The sequence below is a fragment of the Pseudomonas parakoreensis genome (genome assembly GCF_021602155.1).
GTDB classification, from domain to species: Bacteria; Pseudomonadota; Gammaproteobacteria; order Pseudomonadales; family Pseudomonadaceae; genus Aquipseudomonas; species Aquipseudomonas parakoreensis.
This window is the reverse complement of record NZ_BQHY01000009.1, coordinates 128,609-149,480: the sequence shown is the minus strand read 5'-3', so window position 1 is coordinate 149,480 and position 20,872 is coordinate 128,609. Positions and strand designations below refer to the sequence as shown.

Here is a 20,872-nt window from a genome sequence, read left to right as displayed (position 1 = left end):
CGCGGCACCTCACCGTCGTCGTATCAGACTCTGCGACCGTGCTCATCAATGACCACTTGGCCGTCCTCTTTGGCGAAACTCCCATGCTGCTCTTGCGGTAACAAATCGAGCACAGCTTCTGACGGACGACACAAACGCGTCCCCAAAGGCGTCACGACGATGGGGCGATTGATCAGGATAGGGTGAGCCATCATGGCATCGATGAGCTGTTCGTCCGTCAGCGAAGCTTCACCCAATCCCAGCTCTTCGTACGGAGTTCCTTTGATACGCAAAAGAGCCCGCACCCCGATACCCATATCCCCGATGAGCCTTGCAAGTGTGGTGCGATCAGGCGGGGTCTTCAGGTACTCGATAACCGTCGGTTCTTCCCCGCTGTTACGGATCAACTCCAAGGTGTTGCGAGAGGTGCCGCATTCTGGGTTGTGGTAGATCGTGATCTGGCTCATATCGCTTCCTCGTAATGACGTTAGATGGAGCGCTGGTTGACGCGTTTGGAAAGCTCTTCGGCGGACTCTTTACGCTCGGAGTACCGATCAACCAAATAATCCTGGCGATCCCGCAAAAGCAGGGTGAACTTCATCAGCTCTTCCATCACGTCCACGAGACGGTCGTAGTACGAGGACGGCTTCATACGACCTGCCTCGTCGAACTCGGTAAATGCCTTGGCAACCGAAGATTGGTTTGGGATGGTGAACATCCGCATCCATCGGCCCAGTACGCGCAGCTGATTAACCACGTTGAAAGATTGCGAGCCACCGCATACCTGCATCACTGCAAGGGTCTTTCCTTGCGTAGGTCGTACAGCACCTATCGCCAGCGGAACCCAGTCAATTTGGGCTTTGAATACTGCACTCATGGAGCCGTGACGCTCAGGGGAGCACCATACCTGCCCCTCAGACCATTGCATCAGCTCGCGCAGCTCAGCGACCTTGGGATGTGTGTCGGGAGCGTCATCCGGCAGCGGCAGACCCGCTGGGTCAAAGATCTTGGTTTCAGCACCAAACTCATTCAGCAGGCGTGCCGCCTCTTGCGTGACTAATCGGCTAAATGAGCGTTCTCGCGTTGATCCATACAGCAGAAGAATGCGAGGTTTATGGAGCGAAGGCGTGCGAGGCGACAGTTGCTCCAGCGACGGAATGTCGATCAGGTCGGCGTGTACGTTCGGCAATGTGTCTTGCATATAAACTCCTAAGGCGGCGCCTGGTTGGGTGCCGCCTCGGTTGATCTTTAAAGCGAACCGATGCGGTTCAGTTCAGCTTTCAACTGTTCAGCGCTGATGGTCTTCAGTGGCAGCGCAAGAAACGCGCTCACGCGCTCGTGAATTTTGGCGAGTGTGGTTTCAAACGCTGCGGTGATCTCGGCTTGCGAACCGCTAGCGTCAGACGGGTCGGCCAGACCCCAATGCGCCTTCAAAGCTGGCCCAAAGAAGATTGGGCATGCCTCACCCGCTGCCCGGTCACAGACAGTGATCACGATGTCTGGAGGTGAGCCTTCAAAAGCATCCGAAGCCTTGCTGCTCAAGCCCGCCGTGGAGATACCCGCCGCCTCCAGCGTTTGCAATGCCCGTTGATTCACCCGGCCACTGGGAAAGCTTCCTGAGCTGACTGCTTCTACACCCTCGGGCGCCAAGTGGTTGAAAAGCGCCTCGGACAGAATGCTGCGGCAGCTGTTGTGGGTGCACATGAACAAGACTTTCATCAGACGATTCCTTGATTCAGAAACTGAGGCGCAGTGCCAGGGCGGACAATGTGGCGACGAGGATGGGTACGGTCAGCACGATCCCAGTCTTGAAGTAGTAACCCCAACTGATCGTTATGTTTTTCCGGGCGAGCACGTGCAGCCACAACAGAGTTGCCAAGCTCCCAATTGGAGTGATCTTCGGGCCCAAATCGCAGCCGATGATGTTGGCGTAAACCATCGCTTGCTGGACTACACCATCGACTTCAGCGGCATGAATGGATAAGGCACCTACCAGAACGGTGGGCATGTTGTTCATGATCGAAGACAGCAACGCTGTTAGCAGCCCTGTACCAAGGGACGCGCCCCAAACGCCATAACCGGCGAACACGTTCAGGATCTGTGCAATGTGGTCGGTCAGACCGGCGTTCTTCAGACCATAAACAACCAGGTACATACCCAAAGAAAAGATCACTACCTGCCATGGCGCCTCTTTGAGTACCTTGCTTGTATTGATGGCGTGACCACGAGCCGCGATGATGTAAAGAATGAATGCACAGACTGCTGCAATGGCGCTGATTGGCACCCCCAGTGGCTCAATGACAAAGAAGCCGATCAGGAGTAGTGCCAACACCCACCAGCCAGCTACGAAAGTGGCCCGGTCGTGGATTGCCTCGTCCGGATTGTCCAGTTGGTTGAGGTCATACGTCTTTGGTAAATCCTTGCGGAAAAACCATAACAGCATGGCTAATGTCGCCGCCACGCTGACGATGTTTACCGGCACCATGATCGAAGCATATTCGTTGAAGCCGATATCGAAGTAGTCGGCAGAGACGATGTTGACCAGGTTGGAAACCACCAGCGGTAAGCTCGCCGTATCGGCGATAAAACCAGCTGCCATGACGAATGCCAAAGTGGCCGCAGGAGAAAAACGCAACGCCAGCAACATCGCGATCACAATGGGTGTGAGGATCAATGCTGCTCCGTCATTGGCGAACAGGGCCGACACCGCTGCGCCCAGCAGGACGATAAATGCGAACAGCTTGCGGGTGCTCCCGCCTCCCCATCGGGCCACATGCAGCGCAGCCCACTTGAAAAAACCTGCCTCATCAAGCAGCAGACTAATGATGATGACCGCGATGAAAGTCCCAGTGGCATTCCAGACAATGCGCCAAACCTCTGGTATGTCGGCAAGGGTAACGACACCTGCCAGCAACGCCACGATGGCACCGAACATCGCACTCCAGCCCACCCCAAGCCCCTTGGGCTGCCAGATGACAAGGACGATGGTGGCGATAAAGATCAATACGGCAATCAGCATTTCATTAATCCGGTTGGGCGTGAATCAGCTACACACGGCTTGGTTGATCGGACGGTCGTTCATGCCGCAGAGGCGCTTAGCCTCGGTTTCCAGCCATTGCTGATTGGCGTCTACCACTTCCTTCAAAACTGCAGTCACCCACGTGGGCAAATCAGGATTCAGCCGGTAGTACACCCATTGGCCTTGGCGACGATCCAACAGCAAACCGGCAGAGCGCAGCAGCGCCAAATGACGAGAAATCTTTGGCTGACTCAGGTCGAGTGCTGCCGTTAGCTCGCAAACACACAGCTCACCTTCACTCACGACAAGCAGCGAAATTTTTGCTCGGGTGTCATCCGCCAGGCACTTGAATAAGGTGGTGGGGTTCATAGGTTCTGTCACAGATCCTCCAGGTGTTTGGTCTTGACCAAAACGAAGAGCTTGATGCGCTCGTGGATGTCGTGGAGCGTGTGGCGAAATGCGCCAGGATCATCGCTGGTTACTGGGTCAGGAAAATCCCAGGCAATGATTTCACCTGCATTAGGCATTGGTAGGCACTCGCTTGCGGATTTATCACAAAGAGTGATTACGTAATCGAATCGATCAGCTTGAAACTCGCTGAGGGACTTGCTGCGCAGGCCCGTTGCATCGGCTCCAACTGCCTCCAATGCCTGAGTCGTGCGCGGATCAACCTCAGACGGTTCAGACCCTGCGCTGAAGGCCTCGAAGCGCGGGTCGGTGTGCCGCAGCAAAGCCTCTGCAAGCAAGGAGCGGGCTGAGTTGGCAACGCACACGAAAAGCACTTTGATAGCAGGGCTCATTGTGGAACTCGACGCATATGGAAAATCGAATATACGCTTTGGCGAATATTCGGTAAAGCGAATATGATGTCTGCTGTTTCGGCATGTGCTCTAACGTTCCATGCGTGTCGGCATAACGGTGATCAGAGGAGGGAGGGGGTATGATGATCCAGGCAACGGAAATAGCCGGAGGGCAGTCGCAGCGCTTTCGCGATGCACTGAAATCTGCTGACCTTCCAGCAGGCGATATTGATCTTCCAGGCCGAACCTTTTTTGAGTTCACACTGGATAGCGAGACGGTCGCATGGGGAGGATTCGAAACGCATGGTACGGACGGGTTGTTGCGTTCTCTGGTCGTAGTGTCGACATTCAGATCGAAGGGGGTCGGTGTCGCGGTGCTTCGGGTCATTGAAGCGAAAGCCGCCGAGCAGGGAATCGCTCGATTTCATTTGCTGACAACAACTGCTTCAGGCTTTTTTAAGCAGCAGGGCTATGCAGTAAATCAACAAGGCTCTGCGCCACCTCTTATTTCTCAGACGGAGCAGTTCAGGGGGCTTTGCCCTGGCTCGGCTTGCTACATGTGCAAAGCATTATCTGCGAATGCACGAAAGTAGCTGATCACCTTGGTGATGGCTTTTAGCCTCGATGCCAGCTAGATTTAAAGCTTTCTACGATCAAGGAAGGATATGAAAAAGCTCATCGCAGTAATGGGTGTGTGTGTCGCGCTCGGCGGTTGCGCTACGTCCCACTACACCGCAGGACGAGACTTTCCGTCGGCCAGTGTAGCTAGCATCACCAAAGGCAAAACGACGACTACCGAGTTGAAGTCCCTGTTTGGTGAGCCCTACGCCAAGAGCGCAGTCAGCGAGACTGACGAAAAGTGGATCTACACCTACACCAATGGCTCAGCCCATGCTCAAAGCTACGTGGTCACCATGAAGGTGACGACTAGGGGCACCCAGAAAACTCTCGACGTCTTGATCCGAAATGACGTGGTCATCAACTACACGTTCAGCGAAGGCCCCGCTCCAGGCAGTACCACTGCGACGAACTAAGTTCGCCACCTTGCCATTGGGCGACCCACCGCACTCAGTACGTTGTTGATGGAGCAAGCTCATGGACAGAACGTATGCATTCGTGGATGAGTCCGGGAATTCCGACCTTGATACGTCAAAGGGAGGAAGCTCGGGCTTCTTCATCGTGTGCTCCATTCTGGTGGCAGAGAAAGATCTGGAAGCTGCTTATGCCCAAGCTGAAGCACTCCGCATGCGTCATTTTCAAACAGGCGAGATCAAATCTAGCAATCTGAAGCCCAAAGATTCAGATCGCCGTGCCCGAATCCTCAACGAGCTAGCTGAGCTGCCATTCAAGCTCTATTTCACCGTCGTTGATAAGTCTCGAATTCACAAAGACGGCGGCCTCCGTATCAAGACCTCGTTCATAAAATACGTGAACGGGTTGCTCTATGAACGTTTGTTCCGCGCATACCCTGACCTCCAGATGGTCGTAGACGAACATGGTGGCCAGGAATTTCAGGAGAGCCTCAAAAGCTACGTTGCAGAACGATTCGTGGACGACCTATTTGGCGATAAGGATGCCTTCCAGACGATGGCCAGTAAGGACAACGTCTTGGTTCAGGTTGCAGATTTTTTTGCTGGCTCAGTCGCTCAGATCTACGAAGAGAAAGCATCGGAAGAAGCAGTTCTTGCCTACAAAAAGATTCTACGAAGCCTGACCCTTGGAATGCTTGAGTGGCCATCCAAGTACCAGTCTCTTCTGCCGCCGCCGGCGGATGAATCTGGGTATGCAGACTACCAGGTACACCAAGAAGCTCTCCGCCAGGCTGACCTTTTTAGCGAACGGGCTGGTGAGCACCCTAATGAGGATGAGCGCCTGCAGCTGAGCATCTTGCGGTTCCTGAGATTCCAAAGCGAATTCGTCACCAAAGACTACGTGCCAACCGCAGAAATAGTCGGCCACCTAAAAGATAGCGGCTTCGGAGATATCAACGACCAGAGGATCCGCTCCAGCGGCATCGCCAAGCTTCGCGATTCGGACGTGATTATCACAAGCGCGGCCAAAGGCTACAAAATTCCTCAGACACGGGCTGACATCAACGAGTTTCTGGAAAGGGCGTCAGGCATAGTCGTCCCTCTGCTGGAACGTGTCAAAAAGGCTCGAGAGGTGTATCGGCTGAGTAGTCGAGGAGAATATGACATCGTGACTGCAGCCAACCTGACTGAGCTTGCCAAGCTGCTCACTGCGCTCGAGGCGTTTGCAGATGACTGAGCTCAGTCATGGCAACGAACCTCAGCAGGCTGCATTGATCCAGGATGAAATCCTAGAGATCTTGAAAGAGGCCAGGTGCTCGCGCGTAGATTCTATCGCCTGACCGGCAAGCCGCTGGGCGTGACAGGCGAGATCGCAGAGTACGAAGCTGCCACTAGACTCGGCCTGTTACTACATCCTGCAAGGCAGGCAGGTTACGACGCTACAGAGACGCTGGAAGTTGGCGTCGCGAGAATCAAGATCAAGGGGCGCTGTATCCTGAACCCGCAAAAGATTACGGGCCGTATGGGTGCAATTGATCTACGACAACCCTTTGATACTGTGCTCTTGGTACTGCTTGATTCTGAGTTCAACGCATTTGCAATGTACGAAGCAAGTCGTGCCAAGGTAGAGGCAGCGCTGACCGTGCCTGGGTCGAAAGCCAGAAATGAACGTGGTGCGTTGGCTATTAGGCAATTCATGTCGATAGCTACGTTGCGCTGGGCTCGCCATGAGCCTAGCGACTAAGAGTATTAACCGCCGTCTGGACGCAGAATGCTGTGGATATGCCCCGTGTGACGAGCCAGGCTAATGTCCCTAATACGGCACATTAACCACAATTTTTAGGCTTAATGACCCTATTTGGGCACATTAAGCTGAGCGACGGAATGCAGACTACGATGAGAGGAAGGCTTCACATCCCTCACCAGCTGCGACCTGCACCATGACTGCTCAGCTGGCATCTCACCTAACCAAACAACACCAGACCGAAGCCTGATTTCAAGGTGCGCGGTTAGATAGCTTGCATCCAATCCAATGTGCTTCGGGAAACGGGATGCTCTTGATCAATCATCTCCGGTTGCCAGCTACGGATAACTTTGGGAGCCCAGGAGGGCCGGTTACTGACTGCTTTTTTTGCTAGCATCTGGATCTCAAGTTTGGGGGGATCTGATGCAAATGCAAGGTGATTGGGAAGTGTTGCTCAACGGCGACCCGCAGGAGATCAGGCAGCTTTGCACATGGGGGCACAGCATCAATTACTTCAGGCTCTGGGGGGGAGTAGATGACTGGAACGACTGCCCTAACGACGACTTCCGATTTAATTCAAATCTGTTCGAGGGTCAAACTCAGGAAGGAGTCTGGCAGATCACCTATGAGCTTTTGAGTCTTTTCAATGGTGCATCGACGCTGTTGGAGCGCGAACCATACAAGCTGAGTATCTACAAGATCCTGCTTGAGGGGGGCGAGCTCGCTAGGCAAGAAAAAAGGAACATTCCGGGGATGCTTACCAAGCCTGCTGTCTCCAGCCAAGCTTGGGCCGATGATCTCAGGAAGGCTCTTGGCACATCACAGAAAATCAGCCTTATGATGCTGGCCGCTGAGCATGAGGATATTTACCTCTTCCTCAAATTTCTCGACCAAGACAGCAGTTGGATCACCTACTACAAGATACTGGACACTCTTGAGACATGGGAAAGGCGGAAGGGTCTAAAGGCTTTTAGAAGCAAGCGAAAAGAGAAGAAATTCACCTGTTCAGCCAACAATTTCAGTTTGAACGGGTTCGATGCTAGGCACGGCTTTCAAGAAATGATGCAACAGCCCGCGCAGGTATCAATGACGATTGATGAAGGCCATCAGTTCATCACGGGTCTTGTCAAAGACTACCTTCAGCAAGCTCATCCCCAGTTCGTAAAGTTTAGATGACTCAGGAAGCCGGTCTACCGGGCCGGTTTCTTGTTACGACGGGAAGCGTCGATGGTGTCTCCCGTGGACAGGATCGAAGCGCTCACACAGCCCTTCAGCGCATTGGCAGAATCTGCTGCGTGGAACGCTCACGAAAGGTCGATCACTATCTGCTGGCTGTCGGCCAGAAGATAGGTAAATCCGGTAAAGAGGGGCCATTTTTTGTGAGCAGAGATGTGAGTGAGGTTGTTTTGAATGGCCAGCTTTCAGCTGGCCACTTCCTCATTGATTTCAGAACTCGTGCTCAACATCATCGAAGAAGTTTGGGTCTAACTCGTACTCCAGAGAGCCGAATCGCGCAAGCAGGTCTGCTCTCAGCTCGCCTTCAGCTTCCGGTTCGAGATTGATCCAGTAGCTATATACGAGCCCGTCATCCGATTCGTTAGTCGTGATCTCTGCTCCGGACAAAAGCTCGGCGTCATCGACAGATATCCCCAGCTCAATAGCAAGCGCTTGAGCCATGGACATCCGGTTACTACTCCGGGCTTCTTCCACGGTTGCCCAATACTCCTGCTCAGATCTACGGTCGCGGTCAGCATCAGATTCACCGCTGGAGATGACCACACCTTTCTCAGCAAGCAGCCATATACCATCACGGCGTAGCAATTCGACCGTGGCTTTGAGATAGAACGCTGCACCGTGATACATCCTCTCCTGATCTTGCTGCCCCTGGTAGGTCAGGGAAACCTCTAAAGAAAGCTTCCCGGTTGCGTCGCTGTAGTCAGCGGTTTCAACTTCAAGAGCATCAATAGTGAATCCACTCGCATTGGTATCCGCAATCGCGCCGGAGAGCTGATCCTCCAATTCTAGATCCAGGTTGGCGTAGACATCATCCTCATGGATCGCTTGGGAAAAGTCTTTGATCCCAAAAACGGCCAACATCAGACGCGGATCCTTGAGGTTCCGTTGGGCGACGACAGAAAACTCATGGTAATCAGCGAAGCCCGCTTTTTGCACAAGGGTTTCTTGAGCGACAGAAAGCTTCAGGCCCTGATCACGAGCAAGCTGTTTAGCTTGGGATTTAAAGATGTTTAGCGGGGAAAAATCAGACATGGCAATGGTTCCTAAATCTACGACGCTTAGGTGTCCGATTGCCTGTTCACCGGGCAGCGTCTGGTTAGGGACATGCCGATGTAAAACTGAAGGGTGTCACAGATGGGCTATTGCTTCGCGAAACAGGCGCCAGGCGACCATCACCGCCTATTGGGATCATAGGTCAGAGGAAATAGCCCCGCAATACCCCGCCCGAATGTTTTCAATGGACGGTTTTTTAGCGTCACCTACTGGCAGTGGAAAGAGTTCAAGAACAGCAACTGATGGTAAAACCAAACTAGATTTAACGAAGAAATGACGCCACTAGATTGTCACTTTTAAACGCTGAGGGGCACTGTTCGAGAGTGAACAGAGACATGCGAAATGAGTGTGTTTCAAAATATTTCAAGAACGAAACGTCGTAGCCCGCGATTTAGAAGGGCTGGGCATGCATACAGGGGCAAAGTGGATCCAACCACTGATTTGCGCACAAGTTATCCACAGGCTTGTTGCCTTGCAATGTCATTTTGACCCCATTATCTTGTAGGTCATCTCGACAACAACACTACATGTTGTGTTTTTGGCGAGAGGCTGAGGTTTCAGTGAACACAGCGGGTATGCGTGCAAAGTTTGGACGCCGAGCACACATACCCGCCAATCCCTGAGCCAATGCGGACATTGGTGGGACGCGCATTAGAGAAAAACCGACTTTGGATGTCAACCATTCAGCTCGGCTTTCCGCTCAAGGGTTGCTCCTGCCTACTCGATTTTTTCTAGATACAGGAGCACCTAATCGTGCCGAAAAATCCTAAACAAACTTCGTCTCACGTGGCCAGCTTGGCCTCCAAAATCCTGCGTAGTGATAGCTCCTCGGCCATCCAGAAGGAATTGGCAGGGTCGGCCATGGCTCAAGCTTCGACCGGCAAGCAAACCGGTGCCGATATGGAGACTAAAGCCAGTCATGTCCTCGACAGCAACAAGTACAACGCCACCACCAAGACCCTAGCGGCCTCGGTACTCGCCCAATCGAACAAAGAGCGGGGTGAGTAAAAATGGCTCAGTATTTCGTGAACCGTAATGCACAGACCAATGGTGACCACGAGGTGCATACCAGTACGTGCATCTATTTGCCGGCACTCCATAACCGCCTTGATCTTGGCTATCACACCACCTGTGTGACCGCTGTTCGCCAGGCTCGCAACACCTACCAGCAGTCGAACGGTTGCCGGACGTGTTCCTCGGTATGCCATACCCAGTAATTTTTGAAGTCTCATCGGAAGCTCTGGGCGGCTTTGCTGCTGCCCATCTTCTGCAGGTTAATGGGCTTCCGGGACATTAAGTCTATTCAAAGTTGCGTCTGATGAAGGTTGCGTCTAATGATTCACGATCATGAATACAGCCTATTGGGCGGGGTAAATCGAGCTCTGATTGGCCGGTACTTGACACTACTGGCAAGCGCGATTTCCGGCATTGCGGTTTTTTTGCTGCTGTCAGCTGAAGATTTGGCTAAAAAGTATGACCTGCCTGTAAATCTTCCACCGACAGCCCTGTCACTAATTGGCGCAGGTATAGTTTTTGCCCTGCTGTACGCACTATTCAATAAGACAGTTTGGAAATGGCGCTGGGCAGTTAAATATCTAAAAGTTCCTGATCTTTCGGGAGAGTGGCAGTGCACTGGAACAACACTGGACACCGAAGGAAATCCGATTCGTTCTTGGCAAGCCGATGTATATATTTGTCAAACTTGGGACAAGATTAGAGTGCGATTGAAGACACATCAATCAGGCTCCAACAGTATCACTGCGGCATTGGTTCACGATGAAGCTGACGGATACCGCCTTCTTTATAACTACCAGAATGATCCTAACCCCGGCGAACCTGAGCTTCGGGGACATGTTGGCAGCGCAAACCTTTTGTTTGCTAAATCACTAGATTGCGCAAAGGGTGACTATTTTAACGGTTACGGTCGGCCCACCTATGGGCGAATGGAGCTTAGGAGAAAAAATGAACACACCAATTAACGAACGAATCAATCGTCTGCGCTCCAGACGCTCGGGCCTTGATAGATCCGCTGTAATCGCGATGGATGCGAAGGATTTCATCGTGAACCGAAGCCTTACAAAAGAGGCGTGGGAACATAGGGTTAAAGACAAGCCGAATACAACATTTGCTTTAGGCGCTATGCAAGAGGTAGACCCTACCTACACACGCATCAGCATCGAAACCGCAGAACGGGTTAGCAACCAGTTGTCGAAGAGGACAAGCGGCAATCTTGAATTCGAGCTACAGGGTTCAGTACCGCTTAATGTCCATATTCGAGGGGTCAGTGATGTCGACCTTTTAGCGATAGAAGCTGACTTTCATACCTATGATGCGCGTGGGTACATGAGTACATCGGGTCAGTATCGTTCACCGACCTCACGCACCTCAGTTGGCGTGTTGACTGCTCGCAGGGGGGAAATTAGTAAAGCTCTTCGCGATGCGTTTCCCGCAGCGACAATTGACACCTCTGGCTCCAAGGCCATTAAATTGCAAGGAGGGTCGTTAGCGCGTCCAGTTGATGTCGTGCCTTCCCACTGGCATGACACTATTAGTTATCAAGCATCTGGTCAGAAACACGACCGTGCTGTCACCATCCTAGATTCGCATAAAAACACCACGATTGAAAACTGGCCTTTCCTGCACATCAAAAAAATACGAGAACGATGTGAAACCACGAGTGGCGGGCTCCGCAAATCAATAAGATTATGTAAAAACATAAAGGCAGATCTCGAGGCGGAAGGAAAAGCTGTAACGATCTCCAGCTTTGATATTGCCTCAATAATGTACCACGCCAACATGCATAGTCTCTCCGTTGGCGCCTACTATGAATTAGCGATATTAGCTGAGACCCAAAGATATTTGGATTACTTGTGGAACAACAAGGAAGAAGCGAGGCGACTGATAGTGCCAGATGGATCTCGCTTTATATTTAACACGGAAGACAAGTTTAACGGCTTGATGCATCTCTCCGTGGCCATGGACAGTCTCCTTCGGGAGGTCGCTAAAGAGCAAAGCTTCCTGCTGAGCTTATCCGAGAAACCACTCTTGGATGCCAGTAGGGCAGCGGTGACCAACGCGCTAATTTTTTAAAGGCAGTCAGTGGGGAATTGAGGAAGCATGCACGCAACCTTGAGACAACGACGGGTGTCCATAGAAACCAAATATCGTATGGACAGTGCCTATTTAGACGCAGGCCAATGAAAACGGGACGTTCAGGTGTCTGTCCATACGGCCATATGGGGGGAAAAGACTCTCGCCGACGATGGTGGTTTTCAGCGGCTTCGAAGCGTTGGCGGTGCGCAGTACGCCGAGCACCGCGATCGGGTCGGTCGGCGAAATCAGCGCGCCGAACAGCAGGCAGTAGAGGAAGCTCACGTGCCAGCCGAACAGGGCAAAAATGTAATAGGCGAGGCTGCCGATCACGGCGGTGGCAATCAGCACGCCGAACGTCGCCAGCAGGCCGATGGGCCAGCGATAGCTGCGCAAATCGTTGAGGTTGACGTGTAGGGCGCCGGCGAACAGCAGGAACGACAGCATCCAGTTCATCAGCAGATCGCCGAAGTCGATCTGGCCGATCAATTGCTGCACGCGTTCTTCGAGGCCGGGGTAGCCGAGCACGCTCAGGCCCTGCAGCAACAGGGAGAACATCAGCGCGGTGACCATCACGCCGATGGTCGGCGGCAGGCCGATGAAGCGGTAATTGACGAAGGTGAGAAGGGTGGTGAGGCAGATAAAAGCGGCTACAAGTTCTAGCATCCGGGCTCCATTGGATGGGGGGAAAGACGGCGCCCCGATTCTTCGGCGCGAATGTTGGATGGGCTGTTTCGGGATGGGGACACAATCGCATCCCTCGGTTGGTCAGCGGTACGCATTGGTGTAGGGTCAACAAAAAATCAAGGAGTGGGACGTGGCGGCGACAGTTCTGGTGTTGATGGCGGCGCTGTTGCATGCGACGTGGAATACCCTGATCAAGTTCAGTGCCGAACGGCTGTTGGTGGTGGCGTGCATGGACACGGTGGCGCTGTTGTTCGTGGCGCTGGCCTTTCCGTTCATCAGCCTGCCGCAGGCGCAAATCTGGCCGTGGATTCTGGCGTCGGCAGCATTCGAGCTGCTGTATCGCTATCTGTTGATCCAGGCTTATCGGGTCGGCGACCTCGGGTTGGTCTATCCCTTGATGCGCGGCTTGTCGCCGCTGGTGGTGCTGGCGCTGACCCTGATCTTCGCCGGCGAAGTGCTCACCACGCAGCAGATCCTCGGGATCATGCTGATTCCGCTGGGCATGGTCTGTCTGCTCTGGCAGGGCGGTGGTGGTAAGCATTTGCCGTGGTCGATGCTGCCGGTGGTGGCGCTGATCGGGCTGTGCATCGGTTGCTACACCTACATCGATGGCCAGGCCTTGCGGCGCTGGTCGCATCCACTGGATTACCTGGTCTGGGTCACGCTGCTCAGCGCCTGGCCGTTTCCGTTGCTGGCGTGGGTCGCCAAGCGCCCGGCGTTTCTGGTGTTCTGGCGCGAGCAATGGAAGCTGGGGCTGGCGGTCGGGTTCTGCGTGTTGTTCAGCTACGCTCTGGTGTTGTGGGCGATGCAGTTGGGCTCGATTGCCGAGGCGGCGGCCTTGCGTGAGATCAGCGTGATCCTGGTGGTGCTGTTCGGTATGCGTTACCTGAAAGAACCTTTCGGCAGGCCGCGGCTCTTAGCCTGTGGGCTGGTGCTGATCGGCATGCTGGTGATGAAGTTCTGACGGCCCGCCATTTCCAACACTCGAAAAAAGGACGGCGTTATGACGGTGGCTCTGTGGTGTGTATTGATCGCGATTTTCCTGCCGTATGTGTGCACGATCGTGGCCAAGATCTCGGGCGGTTTCCGGCTCAGTGACAATCATGATCCTCGGGATTTTCTCGATAGCGTGGGCGGCGTCGCCCGACGGGCGCATGCGGCGCAGCTGAACAGCTTCGAAGTGATGCCGGCATTTGCTGCCGCAGTGATTGTTGCGCATCTGGTGGGCACGGCGCAGTTGGTGACGGTGAATGTGCTGGCGGTGCTGTTTATCACCAGTCGTCTGCTGTACATCATTTGCTATCTGGCGGACTGGGCGATCTTGCGGTCGCTGGTGTGGTTCGTCGGGATGGGGCTGATTGCTGCGTTCTTCTTTGTGTCTGTCTGATTCTCGGGTGCTGCTGCCGGCCTCTTCGCGGGCAAGCCCGCTCCCACAGGGCTTGGGTGTACACAGGATTTGTGCTCGCCATGGATACCTGTGGGAGCGGGCTTGCCCGCGAAGGCGGTAGCTCTGGCGCCGAGGCGCTTAAGGCTTGTCCTTAACCGTATCGGCCACCTGCGGTACTTGCGGCAACGCCGCACCTTTAGGCCAGAGCATCCAGATCTGCCCCTGCTGTTTCATGTCCCCGGCCAGTTGCCCGGCTGCGTCGCCGGTGCCCCAGAACAAGTCCGCGCGCACCTCGCCGGCAATCGCGCCGCCAGTGTCCTGCGCCGCGACCGGGCGAACCAGAGCGGTGCCATCCGGACGGGTGGTCGACAACCACAGCAGACTGCCCAACGGAATCACCTTGCGATCCACCGCCGCGCTATAGCCGGCCGTCAGCGGTACGTTCAACGAGCCGCGCGGGCCTTCATTGCTGTCCGGGTTGCGAGTGAAAAACACGTAGCTCGGGTTGCTGCCCAGCAGCTCCGGAATGCGCGACGGGTTGGCCTTGGCCCAATTGCTGATCGCGCTCATGGTCACGTCTTCTTTCTTCAACTCGCCCTGTTCCACCAGCCAGCGGCCGATCGGCCGGTACGGGTGGCCATTCTGGTCGGCGTAGGCGATGCGCAGTTGTTTGCCGTCCGTTGTCTGAATCCGCCCGGAGCCCTGAATCTGCAGGAATTGCAGGTTCATCGGATCGGTCAGGTACGCCACCACCGGGGCTTTGACGCCTTTGGATTCGATGGTTGCGGCGTCGTCATACGGCCTGAGCACCCGACCTTCGAGGCGACCGCGCAGGCGCTTGCCCTTGAGTTCGGGGTAAATGCTGTCCAGCGACACGATGATCATGTCTTCGGGCACACCATAGACCGGCACGTTGGCTGTTTCGGTGGGGGTCAGGCTGCCGGGGTAGACCGGCTCGTAGTAACCGGTGATCAGGCCGTTGGGGTTGTCGTGTTCGGCGCGCAACCCGAACACGTCGAGGTTCTGCTTGAGGAACGCGCGAATCTCGTTGGCGCTTTGCGGCACGCTGGCGGCTGCCGCGCAGGTGCCACCCCAGATCGGATCAGCCTTGAGTCGGATGCAGGCGCTGCGCCACGAGCCGAAGCCGGCGACCAGGTCGCTGTCGGACACCGCCGGCAGGGCTTCCCAGGTGGCGCTGGAATAAGTCGCCAAGGCGTGGGTTTTCGGTTTGGCATTGTCGCCGCCCGTACAGCCAGCAAGGATAGCCAGCAGCGGCAGGGTTGCGATCAGCGGGTGACGCCAGGCCTTGAAACGGCGGTTCATGGAGTGATTCCTGTGCCGGTTGCCCGAGTGCTCCATGCGCTCGGGCAACCCGTATTTTTAATAGGGCTATTGGTGTTTGACGGCGACGCGAGGATACTGGCCGCCGAATTCCGTGACCTGAAGCCACCATGACTCTTAAAAGAATTGCTGTTGTATTGCTGGCCTGTCTGACCTTGTCCGCCTGTGGCGGAGTCGATCCGAATTCGCCGCTGGGTCAACGCAAGGCGATCTTCAAGCAGATGCTCAAGACCGGTGAAGACCTGGGCGGCATGTTGCGCGGGCGCATTCCGTTCGACGGGCCGAAATTCGCCGAGGGTGCGGTGAAACTTGATGCGTTGTCCCATGAACCGTGGAAGCATTTCCCGCAGGTGCGCGAAGAAGATCACACCAGCGCCAGGGACGATGTCTGGCTGCGTCAGGCCCGCTTTCAGGAACTGGCCCGCAACCTTGAGGCGGCCACCGGTGAACTGGTGATCGCCAGCAAGGTTGAGCCGTACAAGGCCAGTAACCTCGGGCCGGCCGTGCAGAAGGTTGAAGATGCCTGCAGCGCTTGCCATAAAGAGTTTCGCGATCATTGAACTGCTGAGCAATTGTGGCGAGGGGATTTAGCGAAACGTCGCACCGCCCCGATCGGCGGCGAAGCCGTCGTGAACCTGCTGTTCTTTCTGAAAGACTCGGTTGAATGGTTTTGGGGCTGCTGCGCAGCCCATCGGGGATAAATCCCCTCACCACATAAATCTCCCTCACCAAACCTTCGGTTACTTGTCAATCTGGTCCAGCGCATCCTGCAGTTCTTTGCGCGACTCGGCGAGTTTGTTTTTGCGCTTGTCGATCTTCTCCGGATCACCTTTCTTCATCGCCTTGTCGAGATCAGCCTGACGTTTGCTGACTTCGTGCTTGGCTTCCAGCACCTTGTTCTCGCGTTCTTTCTTCAGGCCCGCATCGGTGCAGTTTTTCGTCACTTCCTCCAGAGCGGTTTGCAGACCCGCCTGCTGGTCGGTGTTGCCTCGGGATTTGGCTTGTTCGATCTGATTGATGATGCCCTGCTTCTTCGCGGCGCAACCGGTCAGGCCCGGTGCATCTTCGTCGGCCATCGCAGGTGCGGCCAAAACGCCACAGAGGGTCAGCAAGGCGAGCGGTGCAAGAAATTTCATAAAAGCTCCATGTGCGAAGGCAATCGGGTCGGTGGCACTGCGCTGTTTGAGCGTCTGACGTTCCTTCGGTTCCCGGCTGCCGGGATTGCGTGATCAGAAGCCGTCGATTCCGGCGGCGCGTAATGTGTCACTCAAGGCCAGCACCTGCGGGTCGCGGAAGAATGCGCTCAATTGCGCCGCGCGGCCCGGGCCGATTCCGGCTTCTGCTTGCCATTGTTCGGTGTTGCGTTGTGCCAGCGCCTGCCACGAGTCGGCCAGTTGTGCCTGACCGGTGGGCGGTAAACCCAATGCTTTGAGCCACTGCGTGAACGGTCGTTGGCGGGCGCTGTGAAAACTGTTGATCAGACGTGCGCTGCTGCGCTCGCCGAAGCCGGCAATGTTAGCAAGCTCTGGCTCGTCGAGGGTCAACCAATCCAGCAGGTTGTTCAGGCGGCCTGTTTCCAGAAGTTTCTCCCAGGTGCCGCGCCCGACATTCTGCAGCGCCAGGCCTTGTTTGCCACTGAGCCAGGTCAGGCGCGCGAGAAACTGGCTTTCACAACCGGGTGTCGGTTGCCAGCAACTCAAGGCGTGGAAGTCGCGCGTGTCGGGAATGTCGAGGGCGGCTCGTTCGGTAGTGCGCAGCACCACACTGTCGAGTCGCGGGATGGTCAACCCGGCCAGGCTGATTACTACTTGATCGCCGGGGCGGATATCCAGCGCCTGCCAGCGCTTGAGTGAACCGGCGCTGACGCGTTTGATCTCGCGGTCATCGAGCATCACCGGCGACAACTCCAATACCGGCGTGATGCGTCCACTGCGGCCGACCTTGAAATTCACTTTGCGCACCTCTGCCAGCGCTCGGGTAAACGGGTATTTCCAGGCGACGGCCCAGTAGGGCGCGCTTGCCTGCCAGCGCTCGGCCGGTGGGCGCTGGCTCTGGCGCAGGACAATGCCGTCAGTAGCGAACGGCAGGGGCGATCGATACCAGTACTCCCGCCATTTTTGCGCGTCGGCAAGGTTGGTGATGGCCTGACTGAATGGCGCTGTCGTGGCAAAGCCCAATGTCGCTAGCGTCGATATTCTTTCCGGCAGATTCGCCGGCCCCTGCGGCCAGTCCCAGACGAACAGACCGATCCCGGACGCCTGATCTGTGCTCAAGGTTTTACGGCTCATCAGCCCGGCAACCGTGGCGCGGGCGTTGACGCTGCCGGCGCTGGCTTGCACATGTTGATTCAGGCGCCAGTAGAGTTCGCCTTGCACCAGCAAGTCCAGCGGTTGAGTCAGTCGTTGCGGAATGGCGCCGATCTTTTGCGCCGACGCTGTCCAGTCCTGACCGCTGATGCCGTCACCGCGACTGATCGCTTGCTGCAACAAGCCGCGACGGTAAATCAGCGTGACGGCCACACCGTCGACCTTGGGTTGTACCCAGACATCCTGCCGATTCTTCAACCACGCTTGAACGGCGGCGGCTTCGTGAAGCTTGTCCAGACCGGTGTGGGCGACCGGATGCGCGACGGAGCCAGACACGCTGCGCAACGGTTCGGGCGCTGCGGGCTGCTGGAAGCACTGGCGCCATTGGTTGAGCCGCAGGCGCGATTGATCGTAGAGCTCGTCGGCAATCAGCGAGCGACCTTGGCGGTGGTAGGCGTTGTCCCATTGATCGATCTGCAGTTGCAGGGCCGAGATTTCAGTTTTTGCTCTGCTGGTAGACCAGTCGGGGCAGGCTGAGTAAGCGATCAGAGGGATGAAGCTCAGCAGAACAGCGGAAAACAGGCGCAGCGTGGCAAGCATTTTGAGCGTCCTTGCTCAGGGGGAATGTTTGAAGGCTAGGCGAGGATTGCGGGTCGGGTAGCCTGGGTGTTTTGCGGGGTGTTGCGCAGCGTTAAAGTCAAAAGATCGCAGCCTTCAGCAGCTCCTACAGGGGGATGCGTTGTGTAGGAGCTGCCGAAGGCTGCGATCTTTTAATCCTGGCAAGCATGAAAAAGCCCCGCACGGCGCGAACCGTGCGGGGCTTTTTTTGCAGCCGGGAAGGGCTTACAGACCTGCGGCGGAACGCAGAGCGTCGGCGCGGTCGGTTTTTTCCCAGGTGAAGGTGGAGAAGGTGTCTTCGCCAACCGTCTTGGTCTGCGGAGCACGACCGAAGTGGCCGTAGGCTGCAGTTTCCTGGTACATCGGGTGCAGCAGATCGAGCATGGTGGTGATTGCATATGGACGCAGGTCGAACACTTCACGCACCAGTTTGATGATCTTGTCATCGCTGATCTTGCCGGTACCGAAGGTGTTCAGCGAGATCGAAGTCGGCTGAGCGACACCGATGGCGTAGGACACCTGAATCTCGCAACGCTCGGCCAGGCCGGCAGCGACGATGTTCTTGGCAACATAACGGCCAGCGTAGGCCGCCGAACGGTCAACCTTCGATGGATCTTTACCGGAGAACGCGCCACCGCCGTGACGGGCCATGCCGCCGTAGCTGTCGACGATGATCTTGCGACCGGTCAGACCGCAGTCACCTACCGGGCCGCCAATGATGAACTGGCCGGTCGGGTTGATGTGGAACTGGGTGTCTTTGCTCAGCAGTTCGGCAGGCAGCACGTGCTTGACGATCAGCTCCATCACGCCTTCGCGCAGGTCTTTGTACGACACTTCTGGGTTGTGCTGGGTCGACAGAACAACGGCGTCGATACCGACCACCTTGCCGCCTTCGTAGCGGCAAGTCACTTGCGACTTGGCGTCCGGACGCAGCCACGGCAGCAGGCCCGATTTGCGGGCTTCGGCCTGGCGCTGCACCAGCTGGTGCGAGAAGGTGATCGGCGCTGGCATCAGCACGTCGGTTTCGTTGCTGGCGTAGCCGAACATCAGGCCCTGGTCGCCGGCGCCCTGATCTTCAGGCTTGGCACGGTCAACACCCTGATTGATGTCAGGGGACTGCTTGCCGATGATGTTCATCACGCCGCAGGTCGCGCCGTCGAAGCCGACTTCGGAGCTGGTGTAGCCGATGTCGCAGATCACATCACGAACGATCTGCTCCAGGTCGACCCAGGCGCTGGTGGTCACTTCACCGGCCACGATGGCAACGCCGGTCTTGACCAGGGTTTCCACGGCAACGCGTGCGTGTTTGTCCTGGGCAATAATGGCGTCCAGCACCGCATCGGAAATCTGGTCGGCGATTTTGTCCGGATGTCCTTCAGACACGGACTCGGAGGTGAAGAGGGAGTATTCGCTCATCTCGATGTTTTCCTGAATTTACCGATGGTGAGTGTCGCCAGCCGGTCGCTGAAAGTGGCGAACCTGGATCTGGAAACCATTACGTAAGCCTACATAGAGGCTGTCCCCGGGAACGAGTCCCGCAGCGGTGGCCCAACGGGCCAGATCGTCCTGTTCAAACCCCAACCACAGATCACCGCAGGCCTCCCTGGCCCAACTCTGGTTGTGGCTACATAACTCTGTCACGAGCAAGCTACCGCCCGGTTGCAGCAGGCCGGCCATGTGCTTGAGCGCTTCGGCCGGCGCGGCGAAATGGTGCAACACCATGTTCAGTACCACGCAATCGGCCTGAAGGCTGGAGCCATTCAATGCATCGGCCAATTGCAGGCTGACGTTAGCCAGCCGTTCACGTTCACATACCTGACGCGCCAGTTCGAGCATCGCCGGGCTGTTGTCCAGCGCGGTTACGGTGCCGAAGCGGCGGGCCAGTTCCGGCAGAAAAGCACCATCGCCGGGGCCGACTTCAATGGCCGTGGCAGCACCATTGAAGTTCAGTTTGTCGAGCAGGGCCAGCACGCTGTCGCGGTACTGCGGCAGACCTGCGATCAAGTCTTGCTGGGCGCGGAATTTTTCCGCAACCCGGGCGAAAAAATCCTGGCTGGCGGCTTCACGCTGTCCGTGGACCTGAGTGATGCGAGCCTGCACGTCCTCCGGCAGCGCCAGATTGTCGACTTCTTCTAACAGTGCTGCATGCAACTTGCCGCCCAGCAATTCGGTGTGGGGCAGGGCGCGGCGATAGAAAATCGCGTTGCCCTCGCGGCGCGTCGCCACCAGATCGGCCTGGGCCAGCACCTTGAGGTGGTGGCTCATGCCTGACTGACCAATGCCGAAAATCTGCGCCAGCTCCAGTACGCCGAACGAATCGTTGGCCAGCGCGCGCAATACATTCAGGCGCAGCGGGTCGCCACCGGCCTTGCACAGGGCCGCCAGCTCGTCGCAATCGTCATGGCGAATGGAAGGCACGCGTAAGTTCATGGGGCAGCAGTCTAGTGACGGTGGGAAATCGCCGCAAGGGCAATATCAAAAAGTTTTGATATTGCTCGATAGATGGCACTTCTCACTGGCTGGTTAACTCTACAAACGAACAGCGGAAAGGTTTCACCAGACGAAACCGCCGTCCAGCACG

The 20,872-nt window shown here is 56.0% G+C and carries 23 protein-coding genes and 1 pseudogene; 11 read left to right on the top strand and 13 right to left on the bottom strand.

Translation table 11 applies throughout. From position 1 onward, the window contains the following. Positions 1-23 precede the first annotated feature (23 nt). The 6 genes from arsC to L6D63_RS15890 are packed head-to-tail and all read right to left on the bottom strand — an operon-like array spanning position 24 to position 3,798. A complete protein-coding gene (gene arsC / locus L6D63_RS15915) occupies positions 24-446 on the bottom strand; it encodes an arsenate reductase (glutaredoxin) (RefSeq protein WP_131670588.1) in 423 nt (140 codons plus the stop codon). Positions 447-466: 20 nt separating this feature from the next. After that, positions 467-1,180 carry an arsenical resistance protein ArsH gene (gene arsH / locus L6D63_RS15910; RefSeq protein ID WP_131670587.1) on the bottom strand — a complete coding sequence of 238 codons (714 nt, stop codon included), beginning with the start codon at positions 1,178-1,180 and terminating at the stop codon, positions 467-469. A 47-nt stretch (positions 1,181-1,227) separates the two neighbouring features. Further along, positions 1,228-1,698 carry an arsenate reductase ArsC gene (locus L6D63_RS15905; RefSeq protein WP_131670586.1) on the bottom strand — a complete coding sequence of 157 codons (471 nt, stop codon included), beginning with the start codon at positions 1,696-1,698 and terminating at the stop codon, positions 1,228-1,230. Between the two features lie 16 nt (positions 1,699-1,714). Further along, positions 1,715-2,998 carry an arsenic transporter gene (locus tag L6D63_RS15900; protein WP_131670585.1) on the bottom strand — a complete coding sequence of 428 codons (1,284 nt, stop codon included), beginning with the start codon at positions 2,996-2,998 and terminating at the stop codon, positions 1,715-1,717. 24 nt (positions 2,999-3,022) lie between these two features. Then, the gene (locus L6D63_RS15895) at positions 3,023-3,367 is read right to left on the bottom strand and encodes a metalloregulator ArsR/SmtB family transcription factor (RefSeq protein WP_007247283.1); all 345 of its coding nucleotides are present in this window, start codon (positions 3,365-3,367) and stop codon (positions 3,023-3,025) included. A gap of 8 nt (positions 3,368-3,375) precedes the next feature. Beyond that, positions 3,376-3,798 (bottom strand): arsenate reductase ArsC, encoded by a 423-nt coding sequence (locus tag L6D63_RS15890; RefSeq protein WP_131670584.1) that lies wholly within the window; start codon positions 3,796-3,798, stop codon positions 3,376-3,378. Positions 3,799-3,938: 140 nt separating this feature from the next. Here L6D63_RS15890 and arsN2 point away from each other — a divergent pair, with 140 nt between their 5' ends. From arsN2 to L6D63_RS15865, 5 genes are all read left to right on the top strand, one after another. After that, entirely contained in the window at positions 3,939-4,391 is a 453-nt protein-coding gene (gene arsN2 / locus L6D63_RS15885; RefSeq protein ID WP_131670583.1) for an arsenic resistance N-acetyltransferase ArsN2, read from the top strand. Between the two features lie 72 nt (positions 4,392-4,463). After that, positions 4,464-4,832, top strand: a complete 369-nt coding sequence (locus L6D63_RS15880; RefSeq protein ID WP_131670582.1) for a hypothetical protein — start codon at positions 4,464-4,466, stop codon at positions 4,830-4,832. A 61-nt stretch (positions 4,833-4,893) separates the two neighbouring features. Continuing rightward, the gene (locus tag L6D63_RS15875) at positions 4,894-6,066 is read left to right on the top strand and encodes a DUF3800 domain-containing protein (RefSeq protein WP_131670581.1); all 1,173 of its coding nucleotides are present in this window, start codon (positions 4,894-4,896) and stop codon (positions 6,064-6,066) included. A gap of 75 nt (positions 6,067-6,141) precedes the next feature. Beyond that, on the top strand, positions 6,142-6,573 hold the full coding sequence (locus L6D63_RS15870) for a hypothetical protein (RefSeq protein WP_227496826.1): 432 nt from the start codon (positions 6,142-6,144) through the stop codon (positions 6,571-6,573). A gap of 423 nt (positions 6,574-6,996) precedes the next feature. Continuing rightward, positions 6,997-7,749: a hypothetical protein gene (locus tag L6D63_RS15865; RefSeq protein ID WP_153338151.1), complete on the top strand. Its 753-nt coding sequence runs from the start codon at positions 6,997-6,999 to the stop codon at positions 7,747-7,749. Positions 7,750-8,019: 270 nt separating this feature from the next. Here the strand turns inward: L6D63_RS15865 and L6D63_RS15860 are convergent, their stop codons facing one another. Then, positions 8,020-8,841, bottom strand: coding sequence for a hypothetical protein (locus tag L6D63_RS15860; protein ID WP_070414817.1), 822 nt, complete (start codon positions 8,839-8,841; stop codon positions 8,020-8,022). 774 nt (positions 8,842-9,615) lie between these two features. Here L6D63_RS15860 and L6D63_RS15855 point away from each other — a divergent pair. The 3 genes from L6D63_RS15855 (at position 9,616) to L6D63_RS15845 (ending at position 11,952) form a co-directional block, all read left to right on the top strand. Next, positions 9,616-9,870 carry a hypothetical protein gene (locus L6D63_RS15855; RefSeq protein ID WP_011167585.1) on the top strand — a complete coding sequence of 85 codons (255 nt, stop codon included), beginning with the start codon at positions 9,616-9,618 and terminating at the stop codon, positions 9,868-9,870. Positions 9,871-10,196: 326 nt separating this feature from the next. After that, positions 10,197-10,841, top strand: coding sequence for a Cap15 family cyclic dinucleotide receptor domain-containing protein (locus L6D63_RS15850; RefSeq protein WP_095023256.1), 645 nt, complete (start codon positions 10,197-10,199; stop codon positions 10,839-10,841). Beyond that, complete coding sequence (locus L6D63_RS15845) at positions 10,825-11,952, top strand: nucleotidyltransferase-like protein (RefSeq protein ID WP_095023257.1); 1,128 nt, start codon at positions 10,825-10,827, stop codon at positions 11,950-11,952. The genes L6D63_RS15850 and L6D63_RS15845 overlap by 17 nt, the downstream gene beginning before the upstream one ends. 153 nt (positions 11,953-12,105) lie before the next feature. On the opposite strand, the pseudogene L6D63_RS15840 reads toward L6D63_RS15845, so the two are convergent. After that, positions 12,106-12,618, bottom strand: a pseudogene (locus L6D63_RS15840) (cation:proton antiporter domain-containing protein); the annotation flags it as partial. 151 nt (positions 12,619-12,769) lie between these two features. Here L6D63_RS15840 and L6D63_RS15835 point away from each other — a divergent pair. Together L6D63_RS15835 and L6D63_RS15830 are read left to right on the top strand one after the other, a co-directional pair. Further along, on the top strand, positions 12,770-13,603 hold the full coding sequence (locus L6D63_RS15835) for an EamA family transporter (protein WP_131670577.1): 834 nt from the start codon (positions 12,770-12,772) through the stop codon (positions 13,601-13,603). 39 nt (positions 13,604-13,642) lie between these two features. Further along, positions 13,643-14,026, top strand: a complete 384-nt coding sequence (locus L6D63_RS15830) for an MAPEG family protein (protein ID WP_095668122.1) — start codon at positions 13,643-13,645, stop codon at positions 14,024-14,026. A gap of 138 nt (positions 14,027-14,164) precedes the next feature. On the opposite strand, the gene mltA is transcribed toward L6D63_RS15830, so the two are convergent. Further along, entirely contained in the window at positions 14,165-15,349 is a 1,185-nt protein-coding gene (mltA, locus tag L6D63_RS15825) for a murein transglycosylase A (protein ID WP_131670576.1), read from the bottom strand. A 128-nt stretch (positions 15,350-15,477) separates the two neighbouring features. Here mltA and L6D63_RS15820 point away from each other — a divergent pair, with 128 nt between their 5' ends. After that, entirely contained in the window at positions 15,478-15,927 is a 450-nt protein-coding gene (locus tag L6D63_RS15820) for a c-type cytochrome (RefSeq protein WP_095668124.1), read from the top strand. Positions 15,928-16,107: 180 nt separating this feature from the next. Here L6D63_RS15820 and L6D63_RS15815 read toward each other — a convergent pair whose 3' ends face one another. The 4 genes from L6D63_RS15815 to L6D63_RS15800 form a co-directional block, all read right to left on the bottom strand. Continuing rightward, positions 16,108-16,503: a DUF1090 domain-containing protein gene (locus L6D63_RS15815; protein WP_047297103.1), complete on the bottom strand. Its 396-nt coding sequence runs from the start codon at positions 16,501-16,503 to the stop codon at positions 16,108-16,110. Between the two features lie 93 nt (positions 16,504-16,596). Further along, positions 16,597-18,273, bottom strand: a complete 1,677-nt coding sequence (ligB, locus tag L6D63_RS15810) for an NAD-dependent DNA ligase LigB (RefSeq protein WP_131670575.1) — start codon at positions 18,271-18,273, stop codon at positions 16,597-16,599. Between the two features lie 243 nt (positions 18,274-18,516). Next, a complete protein-coding gene (gene metK, locus L6D63_RS15805; RefSeq protein WP_027610621.1) occupies positions 18,517-19,707 on the bottom strand; it encodes a methionine adenosyltransferase in 1,191 nt (396 codons plus the stop codon). Between the two features lie 18 nt (positions 19,708-19,725). Next, a complete protein-coding gene (locus L6D63_RS15800) occupies positions 19,726-20,721 on the bottom strand; it encodes an ArsR/SmtB family transcription factor (RefSeq protein ID WP_047297101.1) in 996 nt (331 codons plus the stop codon). Between the last annotated feature and the right edge of the window lie 151 nt (positions 20,722-20,872).

Excerpts from the sequence above, each read along its gene's own strand:
- mltA (WP_131670576.1), bottom strand. The coding sequence starts at position 15,349 with ATGAACCGCCGTTTCAAGGCCTGGCGTCACCCGCTGATCGCAACCCTG.
- L6D63_RS15875 (WP_131670581.1), top strand. The coding sequence starts at position 4,894 with ATGGACAGAACGTATGCATTCGTGGATGAGTCCGGGAATTCCGACCTT.
- L6D63_RS15900 (WP_131670585.1), bottom strand. The coding sequence starts at position 2,998 with ATGCTGATTGCCGTATTGATCTTTATCGCCACCATCGTCCTTGTCATC.
- L6D63_RS15815 (WP_047297103.1), bottom strand. The coding sequence starts at position 16,503 with ATGAAATTTCTTGCACCGCTCGCCTTGCTGACCCTCTGTGGCGTTTTG.
- L6D63_RS15845 (WP_095023257.1), top strand. The coding sequence starts at position 10,825 with ATGAACACACCAATTAACGAACGAATCAATCGTCTGCGCTCCAGACGC.
- L6D63_RS15800 (WP_047297101.1), bottom strand. The coding sequence starts at position 20,721 with ATGAACTTACGCGTGCCTTCCATTCGCCATGACGATTGCGACGAGCTG.
- L6D63_RS15830 (WP_095668122.1), top strand. The coding sequence starts at position 13,643 with ATGACGGTGGCTCTGTGGTGTGTATTGATCGCGATTTTCCTGCCGTAT.
- L6D63_RS15860 (WP_070414817.1), bottom strand. The coding sequence starts at position 8,841 with ATGTCTGATTTTTCCCCGCTAAACATCTTTAAATCCCAAGCTAAACAG.
- arsH (WP_131670587.1), bottom strand. The coding sequence starts at position 1,180 with ATGCAAGACACATTGCCGAACGTACACGCCGACCTGATCGACATTCCG.
- L6D63_RS15850 (WP_095023256.1), top strand. The coding sequence starts at position 10,197 with ATGATTCACGATCATGAATACAGCCTATTGGGCGGGGTAAATCGAGCT.
- ligB (WP_131670575.1), bottom strand. The coding sequence starts at position 18,273 with ATGCTTGCCACGCTGCGCCTGTTTTCCGCTGTTCTGCTGAGCTTCATC.
- L6D63_RS15905 (WP_131670586.1), bottom strand. The coding sequence starts at position 1,698 with ATGAAAGTCTTGTTCATGTGCACCCACAACAGCTGCCGCAGCATTCTG.
- L6D63_RS15865 (WP_153338151.1), top strand. The coding sequence starts at position 6,997 with ATGCAAATGCAAGGTGATTGGGAAGTGTTGCTCAACGGCGACCCGCAG.
- metK (WP_027610621.1), bottom strand. The coding sequence starts at position 19,707 with ATGAGCGAATACTCCCTCTTCACCTCCGAGTCCGTGTCTGAAGGACAT.
- L6D63_RS15895 (WP_007247283.1), bottom strand. The coding sequence starts at position 3,367 with ATGAACCCCACCACCTTATTCAAGTGCCTGGCGGATGACACCCGAGCA.
- L6D63_RS15880 (WP_131670582.1), top strand. The coding sequence starts at position 4,464 with ATGAAAAAGCTCATCGCAGTAATGGGTGTGTGTGTCGCGCTCGGCGGT.
- L6D63_RS15890 (WP_131670584.1), bottom strand. The coding sequence starts at position 3,798 with ATGAGCCCTGCTATCAAAGTGCTTTTCGTGTGCGTTGCCAACTCAGCC.
- arsC (WP_131670588.1), bottom strand. The coding sequence starts at position 446 with ATGAGCCAGATCACGATCTACCACAACCCAGAATGCGGCACCTCTCGC.
- arsN2 (WP_131670583.1), top strand. The coding sequence starts at position 3,939 with ATGATGATCCAGGCAACGGAAATAGCCGGAGGGCAGTCGCAGCGCTTT.
- L6D63_RS15820 (WP_095668124.1), top strand. The coding sequence starts at position 15,478 with ATGACTCTTAAAAGAATTGCTGTTGTATTGCTGGCCTGTCTGACCTTG.